The sequence below is a fragment of the Dermatophilaceae bacterium Soc4.6 genome, assembly GCA_039889245.1.
In the GTDB taxonomy this organism is placed as follows: domain Bacteria; phylum Actinomycetota; class Actinomycetes; order Actinomycetales; family Dermatophilaceae; genus Lapillicoccus.
The window spans coordinates 3,193,107-3,216,704 of the sequence record JAZGVH010000002.1 but is presented as its reverse complement, the minus strand read 5'-3'; the positions used below and the strand labels follow the sequence as shown (position 1 = coordinate 3,216,704).

20 protein-coding genes and 2 pseudogenes are annotated in these 23,598 nt (G+C 71.4%); 7 read left to right on the top strand and 15 right to left on the bottom strand.

The window, feature by feature from the left end:
• Nucleotides 1-83 precede the first annotated feature (83 nt).
• From V3N99_14980 to V3N99_14970, 3 genes and pseudogenes are all read right to left on the bottom strand, one after another.
• Nucleotides 84-581 (bottom strand): annotated as a pseudogene (locus V3N99_14980) (NADH-quinone oxidoreductase subunit B family protein).
• A 12-nt stretch (nucleotides 582-593) separates the two neighbouring features.
• Complete coding sequence (locus V3N99_14975) at nucleotides 594-953, bottom strand: NADH-quinone oxidoreductase subunit A (GenBank protein MEO3938042.1); 360 nt, start codon at nucleotides 951-953, stop codon at nucleotides 594-596.
• A gap of 65 nt (nucleotides 954-1,018) precedes the next feature.
• Nucleotides 1,019-2,236, bottom strand: coding sequence for an acyl-CoA dehydrogenase family protein (locus tag V3N99_14970; GenBank protein ID MEO3938041.1), 1,218 nt, complete (start codon nucleotides 2,234-2,236; stop codon nucleotides 1,019-1,021).
• A 375-nt stretch (nucleotides 2,237-2,611) separates the two neighbouring features.
• On the opposite strand from V3N99_14970, the gene V3N99_14965 reads away from it, so the two are divergent.
• Both V3N99_14965 and V3N99_14960 read left to right on the top strand, forming a co-directional pair.
• Nucleotides 2,612-3,550 (top strand): NADP-dependent oxidoreductase, encoded by a 939-nt coding sequence (locus V3N99_14965; GenBank protein MEO3938040.1) that lies wholly within the window; start codon nucleotides 2,612-2,614, stop codon nucleotides 3,548-3,550.
• Nucleotides 3,551-3,594: 44 nt separating this feature from the next.
• A complete protein-coding gene (locus V3N99_14960; protein ID MEO3938039.1) occupies nucleotides 3,595-4,470 on the top strand; it encodes a Gfo/Idh/MocA family oxidoreductase in 876 nt (291 codons plus the stop codon).
• 18 nt (nucleotides 4,471-4,488) lie between these two features.
• Here V3N99_14960 and V3N99_14955 read toward each other — a convergent pair whose 3' ends face one another.
• From V3N99_14955 to V3N99_14940, 4 genes are all read right to left on the bottom strand, one after another.
• Nucleotides 4,489-4,659 carry a hypothetical protein gene (locus tag V3N99_14955; protein ID MEO3938038.1) on the bottom strand — a complete coding sequence of 57 codons (171 nt, stop codon included), beginning with the start codon at nucleotides 4,657-4,659 and terminating at the stop codon, nucleotides 4,489-4,491.
• Nucleotides 4,660-4,806: 147 nt separating this feature from the next.
• The gene (locus tag V3N99_14950; GenBank protein ID MEO3938037.1) at nucleotides 4,807-5,208 is read right to left on the bottom strand and encodes a hypothetical protein; all 402 of its coding nucleotides are present in this window, start codon (nucleotides 5,206-5,208) and stop codon (nucleotides 4,807-4,809) included.
• 102 nt (nucleotides 5,209-5,310) lie between these two features.
• On the bottom strand, nucleotides 5,311-6,015 hold the full coding sequence (locus tag V3N99_14945; protein MEO3938036.1) for an NADPH-dependent F420 reductase: 705 nt from the start codon (nucleotides 6,013-6,015) through the stop codon (nucleotides 5,311-5,313).
• A gap of 28 nt (nucleotides 6,016-6,043) precedes the next feature.
• Entirely contained in the window at nucleotides 6,044-7,132 is a 1,089-nt protein-coding gene (locus tag V3N99_14940; protein ID MEO3938035.1) for an alpha/beta fold hydrolase, read from the bottom strand.
• A gap of 109 nt (nucleotides 7,133-7,241) precedes the next feature.
• Here V3N99_14940 and ligD point away from each other — a divergent pair, with 109 nt between their 5' ends.
• Nucleotides 7,242-8,210 (top strand): non-homologous end-joining DNA ligase, encoded by a 969-nt coding sequence (gene ligD / locus V3N99_14935; protein MEO3938034.1) that lies wholly within the window; start codon nucleotides 7,242-7,244, stop codon nucleotides 8,208-8,210.
• Nucleotides 8,211-8,384: 174 nt separating this feature from the next.
• Here the strand turns inward: ligD and V3N99_14930 are convergent, their stop codons facing one another.
• The 3 genes and pseudogenes from V3N99_14930 to V3N99_14920 all read right to left on the bottom strand — a co-directional run bounded on the left by V3N99_14930 (nucleotide 8,385) and on the right by V3N99_14920 (nucleotide 10,864).
• The gene (locus V3N99_14930; GenBank protein MEO3938033.1) at nucleotides 8,385-10,022 is read right to left on the bottom strand and encodes an ABC-F family ATP-binding cassette domain-containing protein; all 1,638 of its coding nucleotides are present in this window, start codon (nucleotides 10,020-10,022) and stop codon (nucleotides 8,385-8,387) included.
• Between the two features lie 9 nt (nucleotides 10,023-10,031).
• Nucleotides 10,032-10,142 (bottom strand): annotated as a pseudogene (locus V3N99_14925) (DNA-binding response regulator).
• A 170-nt stretch (nucleotides 10,143-10,312) separates the two neighbouring features.
• On the bottom strand, nucleotides 10,313-10,864 hold the full coding sequence (locus V3N99_14920) for a hypothetical protein (GenBank protein MEO3938032.1): 552 nt from the start codon (nucleotides 10,862-10,864) through the stop codon (nucleotides 10,313-10,315).
• Nucleotides 10,865-11,130: 266 nt separating this feature from the next.
• Here V3N99_14920 and V3N99_14915 point away from each other — a divergent pair, with 266 nt between their 5' ends.
• Genes V3N99_14915 through rarD form a run of 3 tightly spaced genes read left to right on the top strand, consistent with a single transcriptional unit; the run spans nucleotide 11,131 to nucleotide 15,082 of the window.
• Nucleotides 11,131-13,014: a 2-oxoacid:acceptor oxidoreductase subunit alpha gene (locus V3N99_14915; protein ID MEO3938031.1), complete on the top strand. Its 1,884-nt coding sequence runs from the start codon at nucleotides 11,131-11,133 to the stop codon at nucleotides 13,012-13,014.
• Nucleotides 13,011-14,144, top strand: coding sequence for a 2-oxoacid:ferredoxin oxidoreductase subunit beta (locus V3N99_14910; GenBank protein ID MEO3938030.1), 1,134 nt, complete (start codon nucleotides 13,011-13,013; stop codon nucleotides 14,142-14,144). Before V3N99_14915 ends, V3N99_14910 begins: the two co-directional genes overlap by 4 nt.
• Nucleotides 14,141-15,082 carry an EamA family transporter RarD gene (gene rarD, locus V3N99_14905; protein MEO3938029.1) on the top strand — a complete coding sequence of 314 codons (942 nt, stop codon included), beginning with the start codon at nucleotides 14,141-14,143 and terminating at the stop codon, nucleotides 15,080-15,082. Before V3N99_14910 ends, rarD begins: the two co-directional genes overlap by 4 nt.
• Nucleotides 15,083-15,107: 25 nt before the next feature.
• Here the strand turns inward: rarD and V3N99_14900 are convergent, their stop codons facing one another.
• A complete protein-coding gene (locus V3N99_14900) occupies nucleotides 15,108-16,646 on the bottom strand; it encodes a SulP family inorganic anion transporter (GenBank protein MEO3938028.1) in 1,539 nt (512 codons plus the stop codon).
• A gap of 85 nt (nucleotides 16,647-16,731) precedes the next feature.
• On the opposite strand from V3N99_14900, the gene V3N99_14895 reads away from it, so the two are divergent.
• The gene (locus tag V3N99_14895) at nucleotides 16,732-17,412 is read left to right on the top strand and encodes an MOSC domain-containing protein (protein MEO3938027.1); all 681 of its coding nucleotides are present in this window, start codon (nucleotides 16,732-16,734) and stop codon (nucleotides 17,410-17,412) included.
• Between the two features lie 33 nt (nucleotides 17,413-17,445).
• On the opposite strand, the gene V3N99_14890 is transcribed toward V3N99_14895, so the two are convergent.
• From V3N99_14890 to nuoL, 4 genes are read right to left on the bottom strand one after another with little or no spacing between them, the layout of a single operon-like run.
• Nucleotides 17,446-18,486 (bottom strand): polyprenyl synthetase family protein, encoded by a 1,041-nt coding sequence (locus tag V3N99_14890; protein MEO3938026.1) that lies wholly within the window; start codon nucleotides 18,484-18,486, stop codon nucleotides 17,446-17,448.
• A 16-nt stretch (nucleotides 18,487-18,502) separates the two neighbouring features.
• Complete coding sequence (nuoN, locus tag V3N99_14885) at nucleotides 18,503-20,107, bottom strand: NADH-quinone oxidoreductase subunit NuoN (GenBank protein MEO3938025.1); 1,605 nt, start codon at nucleotides 20,105-20,107, stop codon at nucleotides 18,503-18,505.
• Nucleotides 20,108-20,124: 17 nt separating this feature from the next.
• Nucleotides 20,125-21,678 (bottom strand): NADH-quinone oxidoreductase subunit M, encoded by a 1,554-nt coding sequence (locus V3N99_14880; GenBank protein MEO3938024.1) that lies wholly within the window; start codon nucleotides 21,676-21,678, stop codon nucleotides 20,125-20,127.
• Nucleotides 21,678-23,588, bottom strand: coding sequence for an NADH-quinone oxidoreductase subunit L (nuoL, locus tag V3N99_14875; GenBank protein MEO3938023.1), 1,911 nt, complete (start codon nucleotides 23,586-23,588; stop codon nucleotides 21,678-21,680). Before nuoL ends, V3N99_14880 begins: the two co-directional genes overlap by 1 nt.
• Nucleotides 23,589-23,598: the final 10 nt, after the last annotated feature.

Genomic DNA, 23,598 nt, shown 5'->3' with positions numbered 1-23,598 from the left:
TGCCCGGGGGTGACCTGGCCCCGCTGGACCTCGGCGGCCGACGCGAGGCGGCCCCCGGCATACCTGCGGGTCAGGCTCGTGCTGGTGAGGCGCTCGGCGGCGATCTTCTCCTGCAGCTTGACGATGCCCTGCAGCAGCGCCTCGGGGCGGGGCGGGCAGCCGGGCACGTAGACGTCGACCGGGATGATCGTGTCGACGCCCTTCAGCACCGAGTAGGAGTCCCAGTAGGGACCGCCGGAGTTGGAGCAGGCGCCGAAGGAGATCACGTACTTCGGCTCGGGCATCTGGTCGTAGAGCCGCCGGACCGCCGGCGCCATCTTGTCGGTCACGGTGCCCGAGACCACCATCAGGTCGGCCTGCCGCGGCCCCGGCGCGAAGGGGATGACTCCGAGCCGGATGAAGTCGTGCCGACCCATGGACGCCGCGATGAACTCGATGGCGCAGCAGGCGAGGCCGAAGTTGAAGACCCACAGGCTGTAGCGCCGGCCCCAGTTGAGCACGACCCGCATGGGCTGCGGCGCGTGCTCGGCCAGCACGCCCACCTGGGGCCGCACGGTGGGCAGCGGGAGGTCGGTGGTCATCGGGACACCAGCTCAGACCCAGCGCAGCAGGCCGCGGCGCGCCGCGTGCCCGAGGCCGATGACGAGGACGACGACGAAGATGCCCATCTCGACCAGCGACGCGGCGCCGAGGTCAGGGTCGCGGATGACGGTGGCCCAGGGGAAGAGGTAGACCGCGTCGACGGCGAAGATGACGTAGAGGAACGCGTAGACGAAGTAGCGCACGTTGACCTGGGCCCAGTCGGCGCCCACGGGGTCGACCCCGGACTCGTACGTCGTGCGCTTCGCGGGCGTCGGCACCCGGGGCGCGAGGAGGTAACGGGCGACCGCAGCGGCCAGCACCAGCACGATGCCGCTGACCACGACCGCACCGACGGTCACGTAACCCTCCATGGCTCCCAGCCTAGCGAGGGGTCGACGGCGGGAGGTGGCTGGTGGGGTGGGATGAGACAGCGACCTCACACGAAGGCGCTGTGCCCCGTCACCGCCCGCCCGACGATGAGCTGGTTGACCTCGCGGGTGCCCTCGTAGGAGTAGACCGCCTCGGCGTCGGCGAAGAAGCGGGCGACCCCGTGCCCGAGCACGATGCCGTTGCCGCCCATCACCTCGCGGGCCCGGGCGACCGTCTGGCGCATCAGGGTCGAGGTGGTGGCCTTGGCTAGGGCTGCGTGCTCCTCCTGCTCGAGGCCGGCGTCCTGCATCTGGGCCAGACGCACGACGAGGCCGAGCGAGCAGGTGATGTTGGCGAGCATGGTCGCGAGGTGGTCCTGCACGAGCTGGAAGGAGGCGAGCGGCCGGCCGAACTGCTGACGCTCCTGCGTGTAGGCGAGCGCCCGCTCGTAGGCGCCCATTTGCAGACCGACGGCGCCCCAGGCGACCCCCCCGCGGGTGATCCGCAGGACGTTGGCCGTGTCGGCGAAGGTGCGAGCCTGCTCCAGCCGCCGGTCGTCCGGCACGTGCACGTCGGTGAGGGTGATGTCGGCGTTCTGCACTGCGCGCAGGGCGATCTTGCCCTCGATCTTGGTGGTGACGACCCCGGGCGTCTCGCGGGCGACGACGAAGCCGGCCACCTCGCCGTCGTCGTCACCCCCCTCCTGCTTGGCCCAGACCACGATCTCGTCGGCGAAGGTCGCGTTGCCGATCCACCGCTTCGCCCCGTCGAGCACCCAGCCGCCGTCGACCCGTCGCGCGGTCGTCTCGAGCCCGCCCGCGACGTCGGACCCGTGGTCGGGCTCGGTGAGGGCGAAGGCCCCGATGCTCGTGAAGTCGAGCATCGCCGGCAGCCACCGCTGCCGCTGCGCCTCGGATCCGCAGTGGAAGATGCTGGCGAAGGCCAGCCCGGTGTGCACCCCCCAGAACGTGCCGAACGACTGGTCGACCCGCGACATCTCGAGCGCGACGAAGCCGTCGAAGAGCCGCGTCATCGGCTCACCGCCGTCAGGGGTGAAGCCCGCGTAGGTCGACCCCGCGATCCGCAGGTCCTTCAGCGCCGGGACGAGGTGGTGCGGGAACTCTCCCCGCTCCCAGTGGTCGTCGGCCACCGGCCGCACCCGCAGCTCGAGGAACTCGCGCAGCGCCGTCAGGCGCTCCCGCTCCCGCTCGTCGAGGAGGTCTTCATACCGGTAGAAGTCGGATGGATGGGCGAAGGTGCCCCTCAACGTCTCGTTGGCGCTCACCACGACACCGTATGCTCCACCGGCGGTGCGCGCCCCTGCGCCGGGTGACTGGTCCGGGCCGGCCACCCCCCAGATGACCTGCCCGGACCGTTCCACCCGTCGCCCCCGTGTCGCTGAAGCGACTGGTACGCCCCCCTACAGGGGGACTAGGCCCCGCTGCGTCGACCCCCTCAGATCCGCAGGGTGGGAGTTCGCAACGTGTCCACTATGCACACTTTTTGGTGGTTACACAAGCACCGCCACCACCGAATCACGCCCCGCGGCCCACCCTTGCCTTCTGATCAGTGAAACCCGACACCTTGCCCCAGTCCGGTGCTAGCGACCGACGGAAAAGTCTGGGAGGAATGGCGGACGTGACCCCCTAGTTGACCGGTCATGACCACACGCAGCGTCGCACCCCAGGGCTTCGGCGGGCCCGAGCAGCTCTCCCTGACCACGTCTCCCACGGCCGAGCCCCAGGCCGGCGAGGTGAGGCTCGCCGTCCGCGCCATCGGCGTCAACCCCATCGACTGGAAGCTCTACTCCGGCGCCTTCGGCACCCACCCCGGCATGCTCGCGGCCATCGGGTCGGATCTCGCCGGCACCGTCGAGGCCCTGGGCGCCGACGTGACCGGCTGGAGCCTCGGGGACGCCGTCGTCGTCGCCTCGCTGCCGGGATCGGCCTACGCCGACCACGTGATCGCGCCGGTCGAGCTGCTGGTCGCCAAGCCCGAGAGCGTCTCCTTCGAGGTGGCTGCGGGAGTCGGGGTCGTCGCCGGCACGGCCGTGCACGCCCTCGAGACCGTCCACCTCGGCGACGGCGAGACGCTGCTGCTCCACGGCGGCGCCGGCGGGGTCGGCGGCCTCGTCGTGCAGCTGGCCACCCGTCGCGGGGCCCGGGTGATCGCGACAGCGAGCGCGGGTAACCACGACTACCTGCGAGGCCTCGGCGCTGAGCCGGTGCTCTACGGAGAAGGACTCGAGCAGCGGGTGCGCGACCTCGCCCCCGAGGGTGTCGACGCCGCGATCGACGCCGTCGGCACCGACGAGGCCCTCGACACGAGCGTGGCCCTCGTGGCCGACCGCTCCCGCGTCGTCACCATCGCCGGGTTCGCCCGCGTCGCCGAGCTCGGGATCGTCGCCATCGGTGGCGGCCCCGGTGCCGACCCCGGCACCGAGGTGCGCGCAGCCGCCGTTCCGGAGGTGCTGGCGCTGCTGGCCAGCGGAGAGGTCGAGCTGCCCGTAGCCCGCACCTACCCGCTCGAGCAGACCGAGCAGGCGCACCGCGACAGCATGGACGGGCACACCCGGGGCAAGCTCGTCGTCGTGCCGTGACTCCCGTGACCCCCTCAGTGTCCGAGACTCCCTCCACTTCCTCGGTGCCGGTGATCCGCTTCGGGCTCGTGGGAGCCGGGCCGTGGGCCGAGCGCTTCCACGCCCCGATGATCGCGGGCTCCCCAGGAGTCGAGCTGGCGGGCGTGTGGGCTCGCCGGGCCGAGGCGGCGGTGGCGCTCGCGGCTCCCTACGGAGCCCGGGTGAGCTCGTCGTACGACGACCTGCTCGCCCACTGCGACGCGGTCGCCTTCGCCGTGCCCCCCGACGTGCAGGCCGACCTCGCTCCCCGGGCGGCGCGGGCGGGTCGGCACCTCCTGCTCGAGAAGCCGCTGGCCTTCACGGTGGCGGGGGCGCAGGAGATCGTCGACGCCGTCGACGCGGCGGGGGTGACGAGCCTGCTGATGGTGCGCAACCGCTTCGACCCGGCCGTCGTCGAGCTGCTGCACGCGAGTGCCGAGGTCGTCACGCGCGGGGTCGTCGCCCGTTTCGTGTCCGGGGCCGCCCTGCCGGGCGAGACCTTCGCGACGCCGTGGCGTCAGGAGCGGGGCGCGCTGTTCGACCTCGCGCCGCACGCGCTCGACCTCATCGAGGCGCTCCTCGGGCCGGTCGAGGGGATCACCGCGACCGGCGACCCGAAGCGGTGGGTGGGGGTAACCACCCGGCACACCGGAGGCGCCGTCGGGCAGGTCGCCCTGTCGCTCACCGTGCCGGGCGTCGAGGGGCAGCTGCGGCTCGATCTCGTCCACGACGGGGGCGTGACGTCGCTGGGGCCGCTGCTCCCCGACGAGGACGAGACCGTGCCCAGGGCGATCATGGCCGCCTTCGTCGGGGCGGTGGCATCGGGACGCTCGCACGAGCTCGACGCGCACCGCGGGCTGATGATCCAGCGGCTGCTGGAGGGGGCGGGCGCTACCGGCTGAGCGCCGGTGCCTTCCGCCTCAGGTCGTCGTCGGGCCGTTACCGGCTGCGCGTGCCCGGACCGATCGCGGGAAGCGCCGCGTGATGGAGCTGCAGGACACCTCGGCGAGGACGAGGTTGCTGGTGGTGCGCCCCGCCGGCAGCGGCCGGGCGCCCCCACCGGCGGTGCGGGTGTCGAGGATCCGCGACACGGGCACCGTGTCCGACGAGACCGCCGCGGGCAGTCGTACCGGCCTTCGTCGAGGCCGAAGGCGTCGGGTCGGGCGCACGAGCGCGACGTGCACCGGGGGCTGATGCTCCAGCGGCTGCGGGCGGTTGACCGGGGCGAACCGGCACGGTCAGCGCCTGGACGCCACCCGCGACCCCTCGGGGGCGGCGGTGGCGGACAGCTCCACCTCGGGGGGCAGCGGCGGCAGCCGGCGGGCGCCGGCCACCGGTGCCGAGGTGGGCACGATCGTCACTCCGGTCACGAGGTCCTGGATCACGGGCAGGGTGAGCCGGGCCCGCTCGACCGGCGTCGGGTCACCCCACCGATCGGCCGCCAGAGCCACCTTGCTGCCCGCGCACTCCGGGCAGGGCACGAGGCAGCTGGACCAGGCGTCCCGCAGGCTGACGCGGTAGGCGACCACGCCCTCGCGTGAGTCGCGCACCTCGCAGGCGGCGCACGCGTGCCAGTGCACACAGCCGTCACGGACCACGACGTCACCGGACCCGTGGTCCGTCACCTGACCGTGCTCCATGACCTGCGGTCCCTACTCTGATCGTGCTCGCTGACGCCTACCGATATACGGACATTCCAGAAATATTATCCGCAGGTCCACGTCAGGGCCAGAGCCGAACGGTCAGCCTCCGAAGGCCGCCAGGGCAGCGCGCAGGTCGTCGACCGTCGTCGTGCTGGCGGGTGGCATGATCCCCTTCGTCGGGTCGGCGTCCGAGGCGTCGGCCTCGGGGTCGAAGTACGGCACACCGTATGCCGGGGTGTTGGGCTCGAAGCGCCGACCCTCGGAGAGCGCTCCGGCGTCGAGGGTGTCGTAGCCCAGCTCGTCGAGCAGGGCGGTCACCGTCTGCTTGGCCCCCGTGTCGTCACCGGCGATGACGAGCGCGCTGCGGTCGTCGGCACCCGTCGGGCGGGCGAGGCCGCCGAGGTGGGCGAAGTTGATGTTGTTGAACGCCTTGACGACGTGCGACTGCGGCAGGTGCTGCTGCAGCAGCTCGCTCGAAGTCGTCGAGCCGTCATCGAGACCGGGGAACTGCCCGTCACGCTGCGGGTAGTAGTTGTTGGTGTCGATCACGACCTTGCCGACGAGGGGCTCGGTGGGCACGCTCTCGTAGGCCTTGAGCGGGATGGTCACGACCACCACGTCACCGGCCTGCGCCGCCTCGAGGGCGGTCGCCGCACGAGCGTGCGGGCCGAGCTCGGCGACGAGGTCGGCGAGGGTCTCGGGGCCCCGCGAGTTGCTCAGCACGACGTCGTGGCCCGCCGCCACGGCGAGTCGTGCGACCGTGCTGCCGATGTGTCCACTGCCGATGAGGCCGATGGTTGTCATGTCCGGTCCAGCGCCCCCACCGGGTGCGCTATTCCCCCTCGCTCCCCGCTCGGGCGGGGGTGGCCAGGAGGTCGCGCAGCCCGTTGTCGACGGCGTCGAGGTAGGTCTGCTCGAAGCCGAAGAGCCCGAAGTGACCGGCGACGCTGGGCAGCACCCGCAGCTCGCTGTCGGGCACCAGGGCCTGCTCGGCCGCGCAGTCGCGCACGGGGAAGAACATGTCCTCGTCGATCGGCATCACCATCGTGCGGGCGGTGATCCGCCCCAGCGCCGCGGCCAGGTCGCCCCCGGTGTGCCGGGTGACGTCGCCGTGCTGCCACTTCCGGCCCATCACCAGCAGGGCATTGGGGTCCATGGCGCCGAAGACGGCCTCCATGAAGTTGGTCATGAAGTCGTCGCGGCTGGTGAACTGGTAGTCGGGCACCTGGATGCCGCGCCAGAACTCGGTCTTCCAGAACTCCGTCGAGAGCCCCATGACGGCCCAGATGCCCGCGTGCCGGGCGAGCCCGGCGTGTACGTCGGCGTTCGACGCGTACTCCCCGCCGTTCCAGCCGGGGTCGGACGTGATGGCCTCGAGGAGCGCCTTCGTGAAGAGGTAGTCGTGCGGGGTGTTCTGCGCCGTGCCGGCGATCGGCGCCGCGCGCTCGACCCGCTCGGGGAAGCGGACCGCCCACTCCCAGGTCTGCTGCGCCCCCATCGACCCGCCCACCACCAGGGCCAGCCGCTCGACACCGAACAGCTCGCTCAGCAGCCGCTGCTGGGCGACGACGTCATCACCGATCGTCACGTGCGGGAAGCGCGACATGGCCACGGCTCCGTCGGTGTTGTGCGGCGAGGTCGACAGTCCGTTGCCGATCTGGTTGACGACGACGATGAACCAGCGCGTCGGGTCGAGCGCCCGACCCTCGCCGATGTAGACCTGCTCCCACGTCTGGTGCGTCCCGGAGAACCACGTGGGGATGAGGACGGCGTTGTCCTTGGCCTCGTTGAGCTCGCCGTAGGTCGCGTAGGCCAGCCGGAGGTCCGGGATGGTGCCGCCCTCCTCGAGGGCGAAGTCCCCCAGGCCGTGCAGCTGGTAGGCCCCCTGGACCTCGGGCGTGTAGAAGGGGTTGTCGAGCATGGGGACTCCCAGGGGCCGGGGCGGGCCTCGTCGCCCGCGAGCCAGAGCCAACCACGAATGAGGGCCGCCGTCGAGACCCTCGGGCGAAGGAGCGGCATACAGTCGGGCCATGGCGAAGGCGACGTCCCCCGCGGCCCTGCTCGAGGTCGGCGACCGCACGGTGCGCCTCTCGAACCCCGACCGGGTCTACTTCCCCGCCCACGGCTGGACCAAGCTCGACCTGGCGCACTACTACCTCTCCGTCGGGGACGGCATCGTGCGCGCCCTGCGCGACCGTCCGTGCATGATGCACCGCTTCCCCACCGGCCTCGCCGGCGAGAAGGTGCACCAGAAGCGGGTGCCCGCGGGCGCTCCGCCGTGGCTCGAGACCGTGCGCATCCACTTCCCGCGGTGGAACCGCACGGCCGACGAGCTGTGCGTCACCGAGCTCGCCTCGGTGATCTGGGCGGTCCAGATGTCGACCGTGGAGTTCCACCCGTGGAACAGCCGCCGCGACGACCCTGAGCGGCCGGACGAGTGGCGCATCGACCTCGACCCGATGCCCGAGTGCGACCTCGCGAAGACCAAGCGCGTGGCCCACGTGGCGCACGAGGTGCTCGACGAGCTGGGGATCACCGGCTACCCCAAGACGTCCGGGGGCAGCGGCCTGCACGTCTACGTGCGGATCGAGCCGGAGTGGGGTTTCCCCGACGTGCGACGAGCCGCACTCGCCTTCGCCCGCGAGGTCGAGCGCCGGGCCACCGGGGAGGCGACGACGACGTGGTGGCGCAAGGACCGCGACCCCGCCGCCGTCTTCGTCGACTACAACCAGAACGCCCGCGACCACACGATCGCCAGCGCCTACTCCGTGCGCGGGGTCCCCGACGGCACGGTCTCGACGCCGATCGCGTGGGACGAGGTCGACGACGTCGAGCCCCGTGAGCTCACCCTCGCCACGGTGCCGAGCCGGTATGCCGCCAAGGGCGACCTGATGGCGGCCATCGACGACACGGCATACCGGCTGGATGCCCTGCTGGAGTGGGCTGCTCGCGACGAGCGCGACGGCGTGGAGGAGCCACCGGAGCCTGCCGAGACGTGACGGTCAGGCGGCGCGGCCGCCCGGCACCTTGAGGAAGGTGGCGACGTCGACCGCTATCGCCGGGGCCGTCACCGGGTCGGCCACGAGCACCGTGGTGCACCGGCTCCCCCGCCGACCTCGCCCCGCTCGAGCCGCTCCTCGAGCACCCGCACCACCACTCACCAGCACGCCAGATCAGCCGGTCGAAACCCGCCCACCCTCGACGTGCCATCGCTGGTCGAGCCGCACCGTCTCGAGCAGCCGCCGGTCGTGCGAGACGAGCAGCAGCGCCCCGTCATACGAATCCAGCGCCTCCTCGAGCTGCTCGATCGCCGGCAGGTCGAGGTGGTTGGTCGGCTCGTCGAGCACGAGCAGGTTGACCCCCCGAGCCTGCAGCAGGGCCATCGCCGCCCGGGTGCGCTCTCCCGGTGACAGGCGGCCGACGAGGCTGCCGACCTGGTCGGCCTTCAGACCGAACTTCGCGAGCAGGGTGCGCCGGTCGGCTGGTGCGAGGTCGGGCACCGCCTCACCGAAGGCGTCGGCCAGGCTCTGCTCGTCGGCCAACCCGCTACGGGCCTGGTCGATCTCACCGACCGCCACACTCGCCCCGAGCCCAGCACTGCCCCCGTCCGCAGCCAACCGCCCCAGCAGCAGCTGGAGCAGCGTCGTCTTCCCAGCCCCGTTGGGCCCCGTGATGCCGATCCGCTGGCGTGCCTCGACCTGCACCGACACCGGCCCGAAGGCGAAGTCCCCACGCTGCACGACAGCCTGGTTCGCCACGGCGACAACCGAGCTCGAGCGCGGCGCCGCACCCACGGTGAACTGCAGCACCCACTCCTTGCGGGGCTCCTCCACCTCGTCGAGCCGGTTGATGCGCGACTCCATCTGGCGCACCTTGCGAGCCTGCTTCTCCGACGAGTCGATGCTCGCGGCCCGGCGGATCTTGTCGTTGTCGGGGCTCTTCTTCATCGCGTTGCGCACGCCCTTGCTGCTCCACTCGCGCACCGTGCGGGCCCGACCCTGCAGGTCGGCCTTGGTGGAGGCGAAGTCGTCATAGGCCTCGCGCGCGTGACGCCGCGCGACCTCGCGCTCGGCGAGGAACGACTCGTAGCCACCGTCGTGCACCGAGACGGCGTGCTGGGCCAGGTCGAGCTCGACGATGCGGGTCACGCAGCGCGAGAGGAACTCCCGGTCGTGCGAGACCAGCACGACCCCACCCCGCAGCCCCTGGATGAAGCGCTCGAGCCGCTCCAGCCCCGCGAGGTCGAGGTCGTTGGTCGGCTCGTCGAGCAGCACGACGTCGAAGCGGCTCAGCAGCAGGGCCGCCAGCGCTGCCCGCGCGGCCTGGCCGCCGGACAACGAGGTCATCAGGGCGTCGAGCCCCACGTGGAGCCCCAGCTCGGCGAGCACCTGCGGCATCCGGTCGTCGAGGTCGGCGGCTCCGCAGGCCAGCCAGTGGTCGAGGGCCACGGCATACACGTCGTCGGCGCCCTCGACGTCTGACCCGAGGTCACCGGCCGCCGCCTCCATCGCCTCGGTGGCCTCGGTGGCCCCGGTGCGCCGCGCCACGTAGCCACCGACGCTCTCGCCCGGCACCCGCTCGTGCTCCTGCGGCAGCCAGCCGAGGAAGGCGTCGGAGGGAGCCGTCGTGACAGTGCCCGCCAGCGGTGTCGCAGCGCCCGCGAGCAGCCGCAGCAGCGTGGTCTTGCCAGCCCCGTTGGCGCCGACCACGCCCACGACGTCCCCGGGAGCGACCGTGAGGTCGAGACCCTCGAACAGGGTTCGGTGAGCGTGCCCACCGGACAGGTCCTTGGCCACCAGGGTCGCGCTCACCCGCCCAGACTACGGGTCACCGAGCCCGTGCTCGTGACCGAAGACCACCACCTGCACGCGGTCGCGCAGGGCGAGCTCGTGCAGGATCGCGCCCACGTGGGTCTTCACGGTCGACTCGCTGCGCGCTCCTTGTCAGTGAGCGAGGCGTAGGCCGCGGGAACCACGGTGCGCGAGCGGAACTGGCCGTCGAGCAGCGTCGAGAGGTCGGCCGGTGCGAGCGACGAGCGAGCGCCGTCGTCACGCGTCGACCTCCGGCCCGGTGCTGTCGCAGGGTGCGACCGGCGCCCCGGTCAGCAGGGCCCAGTAGCGGTCGCCGTACTCTGCGTGGGGGCCCCGACGACACGGGCGGGGTTCAGCACGATGCCGCCCGCCGGGAAGGCGACCAGCGCGTCGACGATCCGCTTGTCGGACTCCTTCACCCCCCCGCAGCAGCTCGCGTTGTCACCGACGAGCAGGATGCTGCCGCCTGCTCGAGCGAAGTCGATCAGCCGCCCCTCCACGACCGACCCGAGACCGCTGTAGGCATGGATCGACCAGATCTGGCCGTAGGCACTGAGGTCATCCGGCAGCGCGGGCCGGGAGTCGACGCGAGACCCCACGGCGGTGAGGGCCCTCGTGATGCCGCCCATCGGGCCGTCCGGGTCCCTCACGGGGATGTCGTCGTTGTCACCGACGAGCAGCACGTGCCCGTAGGGCCCGACCGCCGGAGGGTGCGGGACCGCCTGCGCCGCGGCCACCGGCAGGACCGATGCCGGCGCAGCGACGGCGAGCGCCAGGATGCCGCCGAGCACCGCACTGCGAAGAGGGGTGCGGTGGGTCGGTCGGGTCAGCCTGAGTCGCACGGTGTCACGTCCTGACAGGAGGCCGCTCGGCGGGACGACGCGGCATGCAGAGGGGGTGTTTCCCCTCCCCTGCGCAGAGTTGTGGTGTCCGGCGAGAAGTGGCGTCAAGAGCGCAGAGGCGGCAGCGATCTGCACCGGGCGTCTCGTGTGCCCGCGGACGCGCACCTCCCTGCCGGTGGGCACCCGCTGGCGAGGGAAGGGGGCGACATACGATGAACGAGGCAGCCAACCAGGCGCCGTACTCACTGACCTGAGGCACCACACTGATGACTGCCACGACCCAGCGCCTCGCCCGCGTCGTCATCCGCTTCGCCGGAGACTCCGGCGACGGGATGCAGCTGACCGGCGACCGCTTCACCAACGACTCCGCCGTGCTCGGCAACGACCTGTCGACCCTGCCCAACTTCCCCGCCGAGATCCGCGCCCCCCAGGGCACCCTGCCGGGCGTCTCGAGCTTCCAGCTGCACTTCGCCGACCACGACGTGCTCACGCCGGGCGACGAGCCCGACGTGCTCGTCGCCATGAACCCGGCGGCGCTGAAGGCCAACCTGCCCGACCTGCCGCGGGGCGCGACGGTCATCGTCGACACCGACGAGTTCAGCAGACGCAACCTGGCGAAGGTCGGCTACGCCACCTCGCCGCTCGACGACGGCACCCTCGAGGCGTATGCCGTGCACCGGGTGCCGCTCACGTCGATGACGGTCGCCGCGCTCGCCGGCTCCGACCTGACCCGCAAGGACAAGGAGCGGGCGAAGAACATGTTCGCCCTCGGCCTGCTGTCATGGCTCTACACCCGCCCCAGCGAGCCCACCGAGCACTTCCTCACCGCCAAGTTCGGCAACAAGCCCGACCTGTTGTCGGCCAACCTCACCGCCCTGCGCGCGGGGGTGAACTACGGCGAGACCACAGAGGAGTTCGCCGTCCGCTACGAGGTCGGCGCCGCCACCATGCCGGCCGGGCGCTACCGCAACATCACCGGAAACCTCGCGCTGGCGTACGGGCTCGCCACCGCCGCCCACAAGGCGCAGCTGCCGCTCGTGCTCGGGTCCTACCCCATCACCCCCGCGTCCGACATCCTCCACACCCTCTCGGGTCTCAAGCGCTTCGGAGTCACGACGATCCAGGCCGAGGACGAGATCGCGGGCGTGGGCATCGCCCTCGGCGCAGCCTTCGGCGGCGCCATCGGGGTGACGACCACGTCGGGGCCGGGCCTCGCCCTGAAGGCCGAGACCATCGGGCTCGCGGTCTCGCTCGAGCTGCCCCTGGTCGTCGTCGACGTGCAGCGCGGTGGCCCCTCGACGGGGTTGCCGACCAAGACCGAGCAGGCGGACCTGCTCCAGGCCCTCTACGGCCGCAACGGCGAGTCGCCTGTCGCCGTCATCGCACCCCAGTCCCCCTCCGACTGCTTCGACGCGGCCCGCGAGGCCGTGCGCACGGCCACGACCTACCGCACACCGGTGATCCTGCTGTCCGACGGCTACCTCGCCAACGGCTCCGAGCCGTGGCGGCTGCCGGCGGTCGCCGACCTGCCCGACCCACCCGTGCGGCACACCACCGAGCCCAACGCCGTTGATGCCGAAGGCAACCCGATCTTCCACCCCTACCTGCGCGACCCCGAGACACTGGCCCGCCCCTGGGCCGTGCCGGGCGCGCCCGGTCTCGAGCACCGCATCGGTGGCATCGAGAAGGCCGACGTGACGGGCGACATCTCCTACGACCCGGCCAACCACGACCGGATGGTGCGCCTGCGCCAGGCCAAGATCGACGGCATCACCGTGCCCGACCTCGAGGTCGACGACCCCACGGGTGACGCGCGGGTGCTCGTCATCGGCTGGGGCTCGACCTACGGCCCGATCGCCGCTGCGGTGCGCGCTCTGCGCACCGACGGGCACACCGTCGCCCGCACCCACCTGCGCCACCTCGCCCCCTTCCCGTCCAACCTCGGACGGGTGCTGCACGCCTACGACCGGGTGGTGCTGCCGGAGATGAACCTCGGCCAGCTCGCCCTGCTGCTGCGCGGGCGCTACCTCGTCGACATCCACTCGCACACCGCAGTCCGCGGTCTGCCCTTCACCTCGGCCGAGCTCGTCGAGGTGCTGCGGCCGTTCCTGCGCGACACCCACACTCCCGGCACGGAGGTGCCCGCATGACCACCACCCACCCCGCTCCCCCCGTCTCCCTCGGTATGCCGGGGCACGGCCTGGCCGGCGTCCCGACCCTGCCCGAGGGCTCGGCACCGCAGTCCCGCAAGGACTTCACCTCGGACCAGGAGGTGCGGTGGTGCCCGGGGTGCGGCGACTACGCCATCCTCGCCGCGGTGCAGGGCTTCCTGCCCGAGCTGGGTCTGCGCCGCGAGAACGTCGTCTTCGTCTCGGGGATCGGCTGCTCGTCGCGCTTCCCCTACTACCTCGACACCTACGGCCTGCACTCGATCCACGGGCGTGCTCCGGCCATCGCCACGGGGCTTGCCACGTCGCGCCGTGACCTGTCGGTCTTCGTCGTCACCGGCGACGGCGACGCCCTGTCGATCGGTGGCAACCACCTGATCCACGCGCTGCGGCGCAACGTCAACCTCACGATCCTGTTGTTCAACAACGAGATCTACGGCCTGACCAAGGGTCAGTACTCCCCGACCTCACCAGTCGGCGCCATCACCAAGTCGACCCCGGCCGGCTCGGTCGACGCTCCCTTCAACCCGGTCAGCCTCGCCCTCGGCGCGGAGGCGACCTTCGTGGCCCGCACCATGGACTCCGACCGTGCGCACCTGACCGAGGTGCTGCGCGCGGCCACCGCCCACCGGGGCACGTCGCTCGTCGAGATCTACCAGAACTGCCCGATCTTCAACGACGGCGTCTTCGCGGTGCTCAAGGACCGCACTCAGGCCGCGGCACGGATCCTGCCGCTGCGCCACGGCAAGGAGATCGCGACCGGCGACGCCGACAGCGGCACCGTCGTCGTGCGCGCCGACGGCGGAGGGCTCGAGGTCGTCGACCGTGCGGTCGCCGACCCCGCCCGCATCGTGCGCCACGACGCCCACGCGGCAGACCCGTCGCAGGCCTTCGCCATCTCGCGGCTCATCGACCCGACCCTGGCTCACGTGCCCATGGGCATCTTCCGCGACGTCGACCGTCCGACCTACGACGACCTCGTGCGCGACCAGGTCGACGCCGCCGTCATGGGGCTGCACGGAGCCGACGACGACGGCATCGCCGTCGCCGCCACCGATTCCGACCTCGACGAGCTGCTCACCGGGCGCGACTCCTGGGTCGTCGGCGGGTGACGAGGAGCTCTCCGACGGGCCAGGGTGGCGCAACCGCCGACGAGACGGCGAAGGGCACGGCGTACGGGCTCATCGCGTATGCCGTGTGGGGCGCCTTCCCGCTCTACTTCCACGCGCTCGCCCCCGCGGGGGCGCTCGAGATCCTGGCCCATCGCATCGTCTGGACGCTGGCCCTGTGCCTGCTGGTGCTGGTCGTCGTGCGCGACGTGCGGTGGGTGCCCGCCCTCGTGCGGCAGCCGCGGCTGCTCGGCGGGCTCGCTCTCGCAGCGGTCGCCATCGCGGTCAACTGGGGCTTCTACGTCGCGGCCGTCGCGGCGCACGACGTCGCGGACGCGTCGCTCGGCTACTTCCTCAACCCGCTCGTGACCGTGGCGCTCGGCGTCGTCGTGCTGGGTGAGCACCTGCGTCCGCTCCAGTGGGCGGCCGTCGGCGTGGGCGTCGCCGCTGGCCTCTACCTCACCGTGGCCGCCGGCCACGTGCCCTGGATCTCCTTCGTGCTCGCGGTGAGCTTCGCGGCCTACGGGCTGCTCAAGAAGCGCCTCGGGGTGGGGCTGCCAGCCCTGCACGGTCTCACCGTCGAGACGGTGGTGCTCGCGCCCTTCGCCCTCGTGGTGCTCGTGGTGCTCGGCCGCACGGGCGCCCAGACCTTCACCGGCAACGGGTCGGCGCACCCGACCCTGCTCGTGCTCGGTGGCGTCGTGACCGCGATCCCGTTGCTGCTCTTCGCTGCTGCCGCCCGGCGGATCCCCCTCGTCACGATCGGGCTCCTGCAGTTCATCACCCCGGTGCTGCAGCTGCTGTGCGGGGTGATACTGCTGGGCGAGCGGCTCTCGACGGCACGGTGGATCGGCTTCGGCGTCGTGTGGGTGGCGCTGCTGCTGCTCAGTGTCGACTCGCTCGCCGCCCGCCCCCGGCCCCGACGGCTGCGCCCTGCCTGACCCGCGCACGGGTCAGCAGGACCGGTCAGTGGCCGGCGCCGAGCTGCCCGGCGAGCGCCTCGTGCCGGGCCCTGCTGTTGTCGTTGAGCCCCACGATGGTCGCGGTCTTGCCCTTGGCGGCATACCGCTGCTGGATGGCGTCCAGTGCGGCCACCGTGGAGGCGTCCCAGACGTGCGAGGCCGAGAGGTCGATCACGACCGTCGCTGGGTCCCCGACGTAGTCGAACTGCGTGACCAGGTCGTTGCTGGAGGCGAAGAACAGTGCCCCCTCGACGGCGTAGACGCGGGTGTCGGGGTCGGGGTGCGCGACGTCGACGACCCGGGTGAGGTGGGCGACCCGGCGGGCGAAGAGCACCATGGCCATCACCGTGCCGACGACCACACCGATCGCGAGGTTCGACGTGGCGACCACGACGACCACGGTCACGACCATCACGGCGGTCTCGCTGATCGGCATCCGGCGCAGCGTCGACGGGCGGATGCTGTGCCAGTCGAAGGTGCCCACCGACACCATCACCATCACGGCCACGAGCGCGGCCATGGGGATCAGGGCCACGACGTCGCCGAGGCCGACGACCAGCACGAGCAGGAACACCCCGGCGAGGAAGGTCGAGATGCGGGTGCGGGCCCCTGAGACCTTGACGTTGATCATCGTCTGCCCGATCATCGCGCAGCCGCCCATGCCGCCGAAGGCTCCGGTCACGAGGTTGGCGACGCCCTGGCCCCATGCCTCGCGGGTCTTGGACGAGTGGGTGTCGGTCACGTCGTCGACCAGCTTGGCGGTCATCAACGACTCCATCAGCCCCACCAGCGCCATGGCGAGGGCGTAGGGCGCGATGATGCGCAGGGTCTCGAGCGTGAAGGGCACGTGGGGGATGACCAGGCCAGGCAGGCTGTCGGGCAGCGCGCCCTCATCGCCCACGTCCGGCACGGCGATCGCGGCCACGACGCTCGCTCCGGTGAGCAGCACGATGGCCACCAGCGGAGCGGGCACGATGGTGGTCAGGCGGGGTAGGTAGACCATGACCAGCAGGCCGATGACCACCAGCGGATAGACCATCCACGGCACACCGACGAGGTGGGGCACCTGCGCCCAGAGGATGAGGATCGCGAGGGCGTTGACGAAGCCGACCATCACCGAGCGCGGCACGAAGCGCATCAGCCGGGCCGCCCCCACGACGGACAGCACGACCTGCAGCACCCCGGCGAGGAGCACGGTCGCGATCAGGTAGTCGATGCCGTGCTGGCGCACCACGGGGGCGACCACCAGGGCGACGGCGCCGGTCGCGGCCGAGATCATCGCGGGGCGGCCACCCACGACCGAGATCGTCACGGCCATGGTGAAGGACGCGAAGAGCCCGACCCGCGGGTCGACCCCGGCGAGGATGGAGAAGGAGATCGCCTCGGGGATCAGGGCCAGCGCCACCACGAGACCGGCGAGCACCTCGACGCGCAGGCGCTTCGGGGAGCGCAGGGCGGCACGCACCGAGGTGGTGTCGTGCTCGTGGGGGAAGCGGGTCTCGGGCCGGTGTCGGACCGGTTGCGTCGGCTCGTGGGGGGTCATGCTCACTCGGGCTCCGTCTCAGGGCGGCGTGCAGGCACGCGGTGGGGGCGCTGGGTGCGCTCTCGTGGCTCCGTACCATGGTCACATGCCGTCACCCCGGGTCCTCACCGTCAACGTCGGGCGCCTCGAGCCGATCCGCTCGGCCAAGCAGCTGCCGTCCGGCATCGGCAAGGTGCCGGTCGAGGGACCGGTGCAGGTGCGGGCGCCGGGCCACAAGCAGGGTGGCCTCGGCAGCGGCCTCGTGGGCGACGAGCTCGGCGACCACCGGCATCACGGCGGCGACACCCAGGCGGTGTATGCCTACGCCCGCGAGGACCTCGACCACTTTGAGCGGCTGCTCGGGCGCGACCTGGCGGGTGGCGCCTTCGGTGAGAACCTCACGACGTCAGGCCTCGTCGTGAGCGACGCGGTGGTGGGTGAGCGGTGGCGGGTCGGCGAGACCCTGGTGCTCCAGGTGACGGCGCCCCGGGTCCCCTGCTCGACCTTCCGGGCCTGGATCGACGTCAAGGGCTGGCTCAGGACCTTCACGGCGGAGAACCGCACCGGCGCCTACCTCGCGGTGGTCGAGCCGGGGCCGGTGGCCGCCGACGACGTGGTCGAGGTCGTCCACCGCCCGGCTCACGGCATACGTGTCAGTGACGTCTTCCTGGCCACCACGGTCCGCAAGGACCTGCTGCCGGGCCTGCTGGCCGCTGGCGACGACCTCGAGCCGCAGACCAGGCAGGCCGCGGAGCAGGCCGCCCGCGACGCCCACCCCACCCCCTGAAGGGTTTCCCTCGTTCGGAACGCGGGGGGTGGGTCAGCCGACGCGGTCGGTGACGGACATGACGAGGGTCTGGAGGGCGGTGCGTGCGTCGCTCGGCGGCAGCGCGTCGAGCCTCTCGGCGGCGGCGCGGCCGACCTGCTGGGTCTCGGCTCGCGCCCGCTCGAGCGCGGGGTGGACCCGCAGCAGGTCGAGGGCCTCGATGAGGCCCGGCTCGTCGTCGTGCAGGTCACCCAGCAGCAGCTCGCGCAGCCGGGCGCTGCTCTCGTCGGTGGTGGCCAGCGCGTGCAGCACCGGCAGCGTGCGCTTGCGCTCGCGCAGGTCGGTGCCCGGCGTCTTGCCCGTCTCGTGGCCCTCCGACGAGACGTCGATGAGGTCGTCGGCCAGCTGGAAGGCCACGCCCAGCTCCTCACCGTAGGCGGTCACGAGGCTCACCACGTGCTCGTCGCTGCCGCCGAACATGGCGCCGTAGCGGGCAGCCGCCGCGATGAGGGCGCCCGTCTTGTCGGCGAGGACCCCGAGGTAGTAGGCGACCGGGTCGGCGTCTGCGGGCGCCGGCCGGTCGTCACGGATCTGCCCCCCGCACAGGCGCACGAAGGTGCGGGCCTGGATCTTGACGGCCTCGGGTCCGAGGTCGGCGATGATCTCGGAGGCCTTGCCGAAGAGCAGGTCGCCGATCAGGATCGCGGTCGAGTTGTCCCAGAGCGAGTTGGCGCTGGGCACGCCGCGACGCACGTCGGCCTCGTCCATCACGTCGTCGTGGTAGAGCGACGCGAGGTGGGTCAGCTCGACCCCGGCAGCCGCCGAGACGACGGCGTCGTTGATCCCCGTGCCCAGCTCCGCCGCCAGCAGCGTGAGCAGGGGTCGCATGCGCTTGCCCCCGGCGCTGGTGAGGTGCGCCGACGCCCGTGCGATGAGCGCGTCGTCGTGGTCGACCGTCGCCAGGATGAGCGCGTCGACCCGGGCCAGCCCGTCCTGGAGCCGCCGCCCCAGATCGGGTGTGACCCCGGGGAGGGCGAGCACCGGGGGCGTCGCCCCCGCGGAGGGCGGGGGCGCGCTGGCAGTCGGTGTGGTCACTGGAGCCGGTCGCCGGTCAACGAACGAACAGCGAGGCGTCGGAGGCGAGCTGGAGCAGCTGGGAGGGGAAGACCCCGAGGACCAGCGTGAGCAGGGCGCCGAAGGTGATCGCCACGGTCGTCATCGCCGACGGGGTGACGACGGCGACGTTGGCGCTGTCGCCGGTCGAGTCGGTGAAGTACATCAGCACGATGACCCGCACGTAGACGAAGACGGTGATGGCGCTGCTGAGCAGACCCACGATCACCAGCGTGGTGCCGATGCCGCCGGAGCGCAGGGCGGGCGCGAACACGGCGAACTTCGCCGTGAACCCGGAGGTGAGCGGGATACCGGCGAAGGCCAGCAGCAGGAACGCGAAGACCGCCGACGTCCACGGGTGGCGCTTGCCCAGCCCGGCCCACTGGGACAGGTGGGTCGCCTCGGCCCCGTCGGCCCGCACGAGACCGACGATGGCGAAGGCCGCGATCGTGGCCAGACCGTAGGCGACGAGGTAGAACATCACACCGCTGATGCCCACCCGGTCGAAGGCCAGGACCCCGACCAGGATGAAGCCGGCGTGCGCGATGGACGAGTAGGCCAGGAGGCGCTTGACGTCGGTCTGCGTCACCGACAGGACGGCGCCGACCACCATGGTGAGCAGGGCGATGACGGCCACGGCCGGCGTCCACGTCCACCGGTCACCGGCGATGCCGACGTAGAACAGGCGCAGGATGGCTCCGAAGGCGGCCAGCTTGGTCGCCGCCGCCATGAACCCGGTGACCGGGGTGGGCGCTCCCTGGTAGACGTCGGGCGTCCACGAGTGGAACGGCACCGCGCCGACCTTGAAGAGCAGGCCCATGGCCACGAGGGCGACGCCGGGCACCAGCAGACCCTGCATCGGCGAGCCACCAGCGCTGATGGCCGCCGCGATCTCCGGAAGGTAGACCGACCCGGAGTAGCCGAAGAGCAGCGCCGAGCCGAAGAGGAAGAAGGCCGACGAGAAGGCGCCCAGCAGGAAGTACTTCAGCGAGGCCTCCTGCGACAGCAGGCGACGGCGACGAGCCAGGCCGGTCAGGATGTAGAGCGGCAGCGACAGCACCTCGAGGGCGATGAACATCGTCAGCAGGTCACCGGCCGCCGGGAAGAGCATCATGCCGACGACGGCGAAGAGGGTGAGGGGGAAGACCTCGGAGGTCATCGCCCCGGCCTTCTCGGCCAGGGCCTCACCGGCCGAGCCCGGCGTGGTCGAACCCACCGGTGTGAAGGCGTCGGAGCCGGTGCCACCGAGACGCTCGGCCATCGTCAGCACCCCGAGCACCGCGAAGACGAGGATCGCGCCTTGCAGGAAGAGCGCAGGGCCGTCGATGATGACCGAGCCGAGCACTGCTCCCCCAGCCGACTTCAGCCCGGCGGTCGCGGTCTGGTGGTCGACCGAGACGACGACGAGCACGACGAAGGCGGCGACGAGGCCGAGCAGCGCGAGCCCCACCTGCACGGCATACCGGCTGCGGCGGGGCACGAAGGCCTCGACGAGCACCCCGAGCAGCGCCGCCCCCGAGATGACGAGCACCGGGGCCAGGGCGCCGTAGTCGAGCGACGCCCGCGGGAAGTCGCCGGGCGCCAGGGGGGCTGTCGTGAGCACGGTCACGAGGGCGGGGGTCACTTGGAAGCTCCTTGCACCAGGTCGGCGACAGGCACGACGGGCTTCGGGTCGGTGACCCCGACATAGCTCAGGGTCGTGGTGACGGCCGGGTTGACGATGTCGTTCACCGGCTTGGGATAGAAGCCGAGCACGAGGAAGAGGGCGATGAGCGGGGCCACGACCCACTTCTCACGCATCCCGAGGTCGGGGGTGGAGTCGAGCCCCTCGGGCTTGGGCCCGGTCATCATCTTCTTGTACATCAGCAGGATGTAGAGCGCGGCCAGGATGATGCCGAAGGTCGCGACGATGGCCGGCGCGGGATAGCGCTGGAAGATGCCGACGAGCGTGGTGAACTCGGCGAGGAACGCCCCCATCCCGGGCAGCGCGAGACCGGACAGCCCGGCGATGAGGAAGGACCCGGCCAGCACCGGGGTGATCCGCTGCCAGCCGCCGTAGTCCTCGATGCGCTTGCTGCCGCGGCGGCTGACCAGCATGCCGGCGAAGAGGAAGAGCGCGGCGGTCGTGAAGCCGTGGTTGACCATGTAGAGCGTGGCCCCGGAGGCGCCGGTCGACGTCATGGCGAAGATGCCCAGCACGATGAAGCCGAAGTGGCTGATCGAGGTGTAGGAGATCAGCCGCATGACGTCGGTCTGGCCGATGGCCAGCAGCGCGCCGTAGAGCACGGAGACGACGGCGAGGACGATGACGACCGGGGTCGCCCACCTGCTGGCCTCGGGGAACATCTGCAGGCAGAAGCGCAGCATGCCGTAGGTGCCGACCTTGTCGAGCACGCCCACGAGCAGGGTCGCCGTGGCCGGGCGCGCCTCGGTTGCGGCATCCGGCAGCCAGGTGTGGACCGGGAACATCGGGGCCTTGACCGCGAAGGCGAAGAAGAAGCCGACGAAGAGCCAGCGGCCGGTGTCGACCGACAGCGGCAGCCCGGTGAGCTTCTCGACCAGGAAGCCCTCGGTGCCGCCGGGACCCTGCACGTAGAGCCCGATGACCGCGGCCAGCATGACCAGGCCGCCGAGGAGCGAGAAGAGCAGGAACTTGACCGCGGCATACTGCCGACGGGCCCCACCGAAGCGCCCGATGAGGAAGTAGACCGGGATGAGCATGGCCTCGAAGAAGACGTAGAACAGGAAGACGTCGGTGGCCGCGAAGACGCCGATCATGAAGGTCTCGAGCACGAGCATCAGTGCGAAGTAGGTCTTCTCGCGCGAGGTGCCCTGCTCGTCCTCGGGCAGGTCACGGAAGGCCGCGAGCAGGCAGATCGGTGTGAGGATCACCGACATGAGGATCAGGGCGAGGGCGATGCCGTCGACCCCGAGGGCGTAGCTCACCCCGAACTGCGGGATCCACCCGTGCTGCTCCATCAGCTGGAACTGGCCCGTCGTGCCGCTGGTCTTGAACTGCAGTGCGGCCACGACGCCGACGACGAGCGTCACCAGCGAGAAGCCCAGAGCGACCTGCTTGGCCCGTGCCGCCAGGGAGGCCGGCAGCAGGAGCACGACGGCCGATCCCACCAGGGGTAGGGCCCCCATGACGGTGAGGTAGGGAAAGGCGGACATCACTGAATCACCCACAGGGCTCCGAGGACGACGACGACACCGGCGAGCATCGTCAGGGCATACGAACGGACATAGCCGTTCTGGAGCTTGCGCACGCGGGCCGAGGCGCCGCCGATCATGGCGGCGAGGCCACCGGCCGCACCGTCGATCCCGCGGCTGTCGGTGAAGACGAGCGAGCGGGTCAGGTGGATGCCGGGGCGCATGAGCACGCCCTCGTTGACGGCGTCCTGGTAGAGGTCGCGGCGGGCGGCCTGGGTGACCAGGCTCCCCCGCGGCGCCTCGACCGGCACGGCGTCCCGCCAGTAGCGCAGGTAGGCCAGCGCGACCCCCGCGACGAGGAGCACCATCGTCAGGGCGGTGATCAGCAGCGGGGCGAGCACGGGGTTCTCCTCCGTGCCCTCGGCCACGCCCAGGGTCGGGTCGAGCCAGGACTTGATCAGGCCGGTCGGCACGAGGGCGGCACCGAGCCCGACCGAGCCGACCGCCAGCACCATCATGGGGATCGTCATGGTCAGGGGTGACTCGTGCGGGTGCACGTCGTCGGTCCACCGCTTCTTGCCGAGGAAGGTCATGAAGTAGAGCCGCGACATGTAGAACGCGGTCACCCCGGCCCCGAGCATGGCGGCGAGCCCGAAGACCCAGGGCCGCCAGCCCTCACCGACGAAGGCGGCCTCGATGATGCCGTCCTTGGTGTAGAAGCCGGAGAGGAAGGGGAAGCCGATGATCGCGAGGAAGCCGAGCCCGAAGGTCACGGCGGTGACCCGCATGCTCGAGAACAGCCCGCCGAACCGGCGCATGTCGACCTGGTCGTTCATGCCGTGCATGACCGAGCCGGCGCCGAGGAACATCCCCGCCTTGAAGAAGCCGTGGGTGAGCAGGTGAGCGATGGCGAAGGCGTAGCCCACCGGGCCGAGCCCGGCCGCGAGCATCATGTAGCCGATCTGGCTCATGGTCGAGGCGGCCAGGGCCTTCTTCATGTCGTCCTTGGCGCAGCCGACGATCGCGCCGAAGACCAGGGTGATGGCGCCCACGATGACGACGAGCAGCTGCGCGGTCGGCGCGCCCTCGAAGATCACGTGGCTGCGCACGACGAGGTAGACGCCCGCGGTGACCATGGTCGCCGCGTGGATGAGCGCCGACACGGGCGTCGGACCGGCCATCGCGTCACCCAGCCAGCTCTGCAGGGGCAACTGCGCCGACTTGCCGCAGGCGCCCAGCAGCAGCATCAGGCCGATGGCCGTCAGCGCGGGCTGGCTCGCGCCGCCGGCCGCCCCGGCGAACACCGACGCGAAGTCGACGTGCCCGAACTGGAAGAACATGATCATGATCGCGATCGACAGCCCGAGGTCGCCGACCCGGTTGGCCACGAAGGCCTTGTTGGCCGCCGTGGCATAGGCCGGGTTGTGGTTCCAGAACCCGATCAGCAGCCAGGACGCGAGGCCCACGCCCTCCCAGCCGACGTAGAGCAGGAGGTAGCTGTCGGCCGTGACCAGCAGCAGCATCGCGGCCACGAACAGGTTGAGGTAGGCGAAGAACCTCCGCTTGGCGGGGTCGTGCTCCATGTAGCCGAGGGAGTAGACGTGGATGAGGGAGCCGACGAAGGTGATGAGCAGGACGAAGACCATCGACAGTGGGTCGAGCAGCTGCCCCGCGTCGAGGGTGAACGAGCCCACGCTGAACCACGGGAAGAGGTGCAGGTGCATCGCGCGCTGGTCATCGGCGCGGCCCACCATGGCGATGACCACGAGCAGCCCGACGACGAACGAGGCCCAGGACAGCGCGGTCGCCAGCAGCGGGCCGAACTTGTCGGTGCGCTTTCCCCCGAGGAGGAGCACGGCGGCGCCGAGCGCCGGCAGCACGACGAGCAGCCAGGCGTACGATGTCGCGCCTGTCGCGGTGAGAGTAGTCAAGCCTCGGCGC

Excerpts from the sequence above, each read along its gene's own strand:
- ligD (MEO3938034.1), top strand. The coding sequence starts at position 7,242 with ATGGCGAAGGCGACGTCCCCCGCGGCCCTGCTCGAGGTCGGCGACCGC.
- V3N99_14975 (MEO3938042.1), bottom strand. The coding sequence starts at position 953 with ATGGAGGGTTACGTGACCGTCGGTGCGGTCGTGGTCAGCGGCATCGTG.
- V3N99_14895 (MEO3938027.1), top strand. The coding sequence starts at position 16,732 with ATGCCGTCACCCCGGGTCCTCACCGTCAACGTCGGGCGCCTCGAGCCG.
- V3N99_14950 (MEO3938037.1), bottom strand. The coding sequence starts at position 5,208 with ATGGAGCACGGTCAGGTGACGGACCACGGGTCCGGTGACGTCGTGGTC.
- V3N99_14945 (MEO3938036.1), bottom strand. The coding sequence starts at position 6,015 with ATGACAACCATCGGCCTCATCGGCAGTGGACACATCGGCAGCACGGTC.
- V3N99_14915 (MEO3938031.1), top strand. The coding sequence starts at position 11,131 with ATGACTGCCACGACCCAGCGCCTCGCCCGCGTCGTCATCCGCTTCGCC.
- V3N99_14900 (MEO3938028.1), bottom strand. The coding sequence starts at position 16,646 with ATGACCCCCCACGAGCCGACGCAACCGGTCCGACACCGGCCCGAGACC.
- V3N99_14940 (MEO3938035.1), bottom strand. The coding sequence starts at position 7,132 with ATGCTCGACAACCCCTTCTACACGCCCGAGGTCCAGGGGGCCTACCAG.
- V3N99_14965 (MEO3938040.1), top strand. The coding sequence starts at position 2,612 with ATGACCACACGCAGCGTCGCACCCCAGGGCTTCGGCGGGCCCGAGCAG.
- V3N99_14910 (MEO3938030.1), top strand. The coding sequence starts at position 13,011 with ATGACCACCACCCACCCCGCTCCCCCCGTCTCCCTCGGTATGCCGGGG.
- V3N99_14880 (MEO3938024.1), bottom strand. The coding sequence starts at position 21,678 with ATGTCCGCCTTTCCCTACCTCACCGTCATGGGGGCCCTACCCCTGGTG.